The organism is Candidatus Phytoplasma sp. AldY-WA1 (genome assembly GCF_020312115.2).
Classification (GTDB): domain Bacteria; phylum Bacillota_I; class Bacilli_A; order Acholeplasmatales; family Acholeplasmataceae; genus Phytoplasma; species Phytoplasma vitis.
The window spans coordinates 1-5,526 of sequence record NZ_JAHRHX020000038.1 but is presented as its reverse complement, the minus strand read 5'-3'; the positions used below and the strand labels follow the sequence as shown (position 1 = coordinate 5,526).

5 protein-coding genes and 1 pseudogene are annotated in these 5,526 nt (G+C 29.6%); 5 read left to right on the top strand and 1 reads right to left on the bottom strand.

From position 1 onward, the window contains the following. Both KTO59_RS03250 and KTO59_RS03245 read left to right on the top strand, forming a co-directional pair. A partial coding sequence (locus KTO59_RS03250) for a DUF2963 domain-containing protein (RefSeq protein WP_284928609.1) occupies window positions 1-1,587 on the top strand: 1,587 nt, incomplete at its 5' end. Between the two features lie 278 nt (window positions 1,588-1,865). Then, on the top strand, window positions 1,866-1,994 hold the full coding sequence (locus KTO59_RS03245) for a hypothetical protein (RefSeq protein ID WP_284928608.1): 129 nt from the start codon (window positions 1,866-1,868) through the stop codon (window positions 1,992-1,994). Window positions 1,995-2,102: 108 nt separating this feature from the next. Here the strand turns inward: KTO59_RS03245 and KTO59_RS03240 are convergent, their stop codons facing one another. Beyond that, entirely contained in the window at window positions 2,103-2,696 is a 594-nt protein-coding gene (locus KTO59_RS03240; protein ID WP_284928607.1) for a hypothetical protein, read from the bottom strand. Window positions 2,697-2,808: 112 nt separating this feature from the next. Between KTO59_RS03240 and KTO59_RS03235 the strand changes: the two genes are divergently transcribed. The 3 genes and pseudogenes from KTO59_RS03235 to KTO59_RS03225 all read left to right on the top strand — a co-directional run. Continuing rightward, a complete protein-coding gene (locus KTO59_RS03235) occupies window positions 2,809-4,002 on the top strand; it encodes a hypothetical protein (RefSeq protein WP_284928606.1) in 1,194 nt (397 codons plus the stop codon). A gap of 18 nt (window positions 4,003-4,020) precedes the next feature. Beyond that, window positions 4,021-4,896: a hypothetical protein gene (locus KTO59_RS03230; RefSeq protein WP_284928605.1), complete on the top strand. Its 876-nt coding sequence runs from the start codon at window positions 4,021-4,023 to the stop codon at window positions 4,894-4,896. A 246-nt stretch (window positions 4,897-5,142) separates the two neighbouring features. Beyond that, window positions 5,143-5,526, top strand: a pseudogene (locus KTO59_RS03225) (hypothetical protein); the annotation flags it as partial.

Sequence of the window (5,526 nt, the reverse complement as noted above, 5' to 3'; positions counted from 1 at the left end):
ACGAAAATAGATAAATTAGAAAAACGTTTATCTACCGTTGAATTAAAAAATATTAGTAGCACATCAACAAGCCAAATACAAACACCATCAAACACTAATAAAGAACCATTCCCAAAAACGGACTTAGAGAAAATGCCATCATTTGATAAATTAATCGGGTTTAAAGACGAACGCGAAGCCGCAGATCGTTTTTTAAATTTTTTAAAGAGTATTGGAAACTTTCCAAATATTGGAGAAGTTAAAGTCCCAACTGGTATTTTATTACACGGAGTAGCTGGTACTGGTAAAACTACTTTCGCCCAAGCATTAGCAAAAGAAGTAAAATTGCCATTTTTTGACACATCAGCATCTCAATTTTCAAAAGGAACAGTTGGAGAAGCACCTCAAATGGTACGTGATTTATTTGCTACTGCAAGAAAAGAAGCACAAAATTCAGGTGGAGCCATCATTTTCATCGATGAATGTGAAGAGGTCTTTAAAGACTTAACTGATAGTCAATCTAAAACTACTGCCGACACCGTGAATATCATTAACGAATTCAAAGCTCAAATGACAAGTTATGAAAACGATCCTAAAAAACCAGTTTTCTTAATGGCAGCAACTAACCACGTTAACAAAATTGACGAAGCCATCAAATCAAGATTTAGTTACATGATCGAAATCAAACCAGGCAATTTTGAAGATCGTAAAAAGATGTTAGAATTCTTAATCAAAAAACGTCAAAACCCATACAGTGACGATGCCAAAGATTACTTATTAAACGTTGTTAATAGAGCATTAGACGAATTACCACCTTACAAACGAGCAAACCGTATTTTAACTGGTATATTAGACGAAGCTGTTAGTACTCTTGTTTTAGAAAGCAACAAGACAAACCCACCACGAACTCAAATTAACATCGACGACATCAAGACTGCATACCGTTTAAGAGTAGACAAAGATACTGATGTATTAGATATTATTGACAATCATATAAAAGAACAACGAGCTAAATCACCAGGTCCAACACCACCAGCTAGCACAACACCACCAACTGGAACAACAGCAACTGGATCACAAACACCACCAGTTCAACCAGCTAGCACAACACCACCAACTGGAACAACAGCAACTGGATCACAAACACCACCAGTTCAACCAGCTAGTGCAACATCACCAACTGGAACCCCATCAACTGGAATACAAGCAGCTAGAATTGTAACCCCACAAACAACTAAAAAAATAATTTTCCAAAAAGATAATGAAACTATTTCATCAATCGAAGAATACAACGAAAACGAAATATTAGTTAAAAAGACAAATTACCAACACGACGGCCAAACTATTAGGTTTATTATCGAATATAACGAAAACGGCCAAAAAACTAAAAAAACATTATACCAAGACAACGGTCAAACTATTAAAACAATTAAAGAATACAACAAAGACGAAAAATTAATTAAAAATACAACTTATCAAGACGACGGCCAAATTATCGAATTTATTAAAATTAACGAATACAACCCTACCAACGGCCAAAAAATTAAAAAAACAACCTACCAACCCGACGGCCGAACTATTAATTGTGTTATTGAATTTAACCAATGAAAATTTGCCAAAAAACAGACTATCTCTAACGGAAAAGTTAACAGAACCACAGAATTCAACCCCGACGGAACAATAAAAACCCCTCAAACCCCTAAAAATAATTTTAAACCCCATTTACGCAACCAGGGTTTTTAAAAACCCAGTTGCGCCATAACAATTCCCAACACAGCAACACAACAACAAAAAGCTAACGCAGAGGAAATTAAAAAAATAATCAAAATTATAACAAAAATCATACAAATCAAAAAAATAAAAAAAATTAAAGAGGAAGAATTTATATGATAACTACAATTTCATGCATGTTATTCATGCGAACATTTACATTTTGGTTTATACTAGCATTAGGTTCGTTTTATTTATTTTATTCGTTTATTACAAAAACTCTCAACGAACAAATAAACCATTAAACTTTATATTTTTAGCTATATTATTTATTGCAATTTTCGCGTCATCTATTGGCACTTGGTGGTATTCTTTCGGTCGTAAACCAAAATTAGCCGACCAAGCAAAAACCGTCACAACACAAGCAAAAACTGCTGCACAAACTGGCGCAACACAAGCAAAAATGCTGTCACAAAACCAGTAAATTTAGTAAAAGATAAACTTGAAAAACATAAACAAGAAAAAGAAAACAAAAAACAATCACAAGACGAAGGTAGCGAAGACAAACCAAAAGACGAAGGTAGCGACGACAACAACAAAGGCTCAACAGCTGGTGAAAAAGTCAGAAAAGCACTTGACAAATTAAAACGCAAACCAAAAACTGACGAACCAGCACCGACACCTGAAACACCAACTGACAAACCAGCACCAACACCTGAAACACCAACTGACAAACCAGCACCGACACCTGAAAAACCAACTGACAAACCAGCTGAAAAACCAGCCACTAAACCAAACGAAGAAAAAACTATTGATGATATAATTTTAGAATTAATTGATGAAAAAAATAGCATATACGAAACAAATTCATCAAAATCTGAAATACTAAAAGCAAAACTTGTAGCATTTAGCAAAAAGATTACTAAACAAACAGTTAACTTAGAAAAAACAATATCTGATGAAAATTTAATTACTGATTTAATAAATAATGTTAATAAATTAATCAAAGAAGCAGAAGACGAATTAGCAACTCAAGAAAAAGACAAAGAATTTATTCAAGAACAAATCAAAGAACTTAAAAAAATTATAGATTTAACAAAAGAAAAAGAACAAGAACTTTTGAAAAACGACAAAGCAACATTAACTGCTTATATAGCAACTGAATTAAACGCCGTTCAAGCAAACATAATAGAATTAAACAACCAAAAAAACCAAAAACAAGCTGAATTAGACGATATAACCGAAAATATTGATCGTATTAAAGATTATATTAAAGCTTTAAAAAAAATTAACGATGATTTTGAAAAAGAAGTAAATGAAATTTTAGGTAATAAAGAAACAGAAACTCATATATTAAGCAAATGTAAAGAACAAGTAGCTAGAATTGAAAAAGAATTAAATAAGATAGAAACAACTAACGAAGAATTAGAAAATAAAATAGAATTTTATAATTTTTTAATTGATTCAGTTAATGAAGCACAATTTGTAGATTCACAAAAAACTGTTAAAAGTGACGTTGCTATTGATTATAACAAACATACTACTCAAGTTTTGAATATTGTAGGTGAAGGCGTTACTAATATTACTCCTTGGGGTGCACTTTGTAATTTAGCATATAAACTATGCACAATAGATATCGACAGACAACTTAAAAAAGAAACAAATGCAATAAAAATACAAGAATTGCAATTACAACTTGAACGCGTCAAATTAGAATATGAAAAACAAGATAGACAATATAATCAAAATCAAGAAGATATCAAAAATATAAAAGCTGGATTTGCAAATAAATATCAAGGTTTTATTAATGAATTATTCGACCATAACGGTAAAATGAAACCAATTAGTAAAGAAAATGCTGATATATTAAGAAAATTATTTGAAGCTGAAATTAAAAAAGACATAGAAGAATACAATAAAAATGAAACCAAATTTGACAAAATAAAGTCTGACAATATGGGAACAATAGATACATTACTTAAGGCAGGCGAAATGAGTAAATTGAAAACAAGTTTTGTTACAAAAGCAAACGAATTTCAAATAACTATAAATGGATTAAATGCAGAAAAAAGAAAATATGAAATAAAACCACATGTTCCTCAAACAATAATTAACACAAAAGATGACCAAATATTAACTGAACAACTCAAACAACATAATTTAATAAAATTAAATAATGAAATAACTAAACAAAATCCAAATATTATTGCACATAATATTGAAAATATTGAAAATACTAAAAATGAAATTAAAGAAAGAAAAGAAACATCAAAATTAAAACTTATGAATAATAATAACAAAAAAACAATTTAAAAAAGGAAAAAAACAATCATGAATAACAATTTAAAAAAATTAAAACAAAAGAAAATTATTATTTATATTCTTTTGTTTTTTATTTTAGTTAGTTTATTTTGTTTTATTTTATATATTATAAAACGGCCACAAAATAAACCACCAAAACCAGCTGAACCTAACAACCAACAACAAGAATCATCACAACCAGCAATTCACCCATCAGTTGAACCATCACAACCATCAGTTGAACCAAAAGTTGAATCATCACAACAACAAGAACCATCACAACCAACAATTCAACCACCAGTTGAACCATCACAACAACAAGAATCATTACAAAATGAACTATCAAAACCAAACGAAAATAAAAAACAACAACAAGAATCATCACAAAATGAACCATCAAAACAAGATGAAAATAACAAACCTCAAATAGAACAAAAAACCGAATTAACTCCAAATTATTATTATAAACTAATCACAAAACCAAAAGAAGAACTAATTAAATTTAATCATCCTTCAATTAAAACAGTAACACCAATTGTACCAACAAAATCGCCTGATAATAATATAGAAACGTCTTATTGGACTAATAAAAATATTAAAGATATTATTGAACGTGATAAAAATAATAAAATAATTAAAGTAATTTTCTATAAGCAACATAAAAACAAAATTATTGATTCTATCAAAGAATTCGATGAAAATGAAAAACCAATTAAAAGTACATCATATCAATATAATGACCAAACTAACTATTATACTATTCGTTCCATTAACGAATACACCAACGGCCAAAAAACCAAAACAACATATTATTTCCCTCATGGAACAACTATCTACGAATATGACAAAAATGAAGAAATAATCAAAACAACACACTACAACCCCGACGGCACAGTAAAAAAATAACATAAAAAAGACTCACTTAAGTGAGTCTTTTTTTTATTTTAACTACAATAACAAAAAGCACATAAAGGCATATATATACGCGGCAAAGAAGCAAAAAAAAACGCAAAAGCAAAACAAGAGAGAAACTGCCAAGGCCCTTAAAAAAATAAAACAAACTACAAAAAAATAACCCAAATAAAGAAAGAAAAAACAACCACCCAGCCATTAAACAAAGTCATAAAAAACCAAGAAAGGAGTCCCATCTATGTGTCAATACACCATTTATCAACAACAATTATTTTAATTCTTGTAACAATTATATTATTAATTAATCCCTTTCACTTCATTTACGCCAAATTACAAAATTCATTTTCTCAACAAACAACTCATTCAATTAAAACATATTCAACACAACAATTAAAAGATAAATGGGTGTTGACACAACAACCATTAAAACGATATGATTTTAGTATTTATAATAAAAATGACATTATCAAAATATCAAAAGATAATAATAACAGTAATTGTGATTTTAGTAGTTCATTTGATTCCAATAAACCTGGATATAATTGTTATGACAGTCAATCATTAGGTACTTATTGGTTTAAAGACCCACCGACAGGATTAATCACTGTTTATTTCAAATACCGA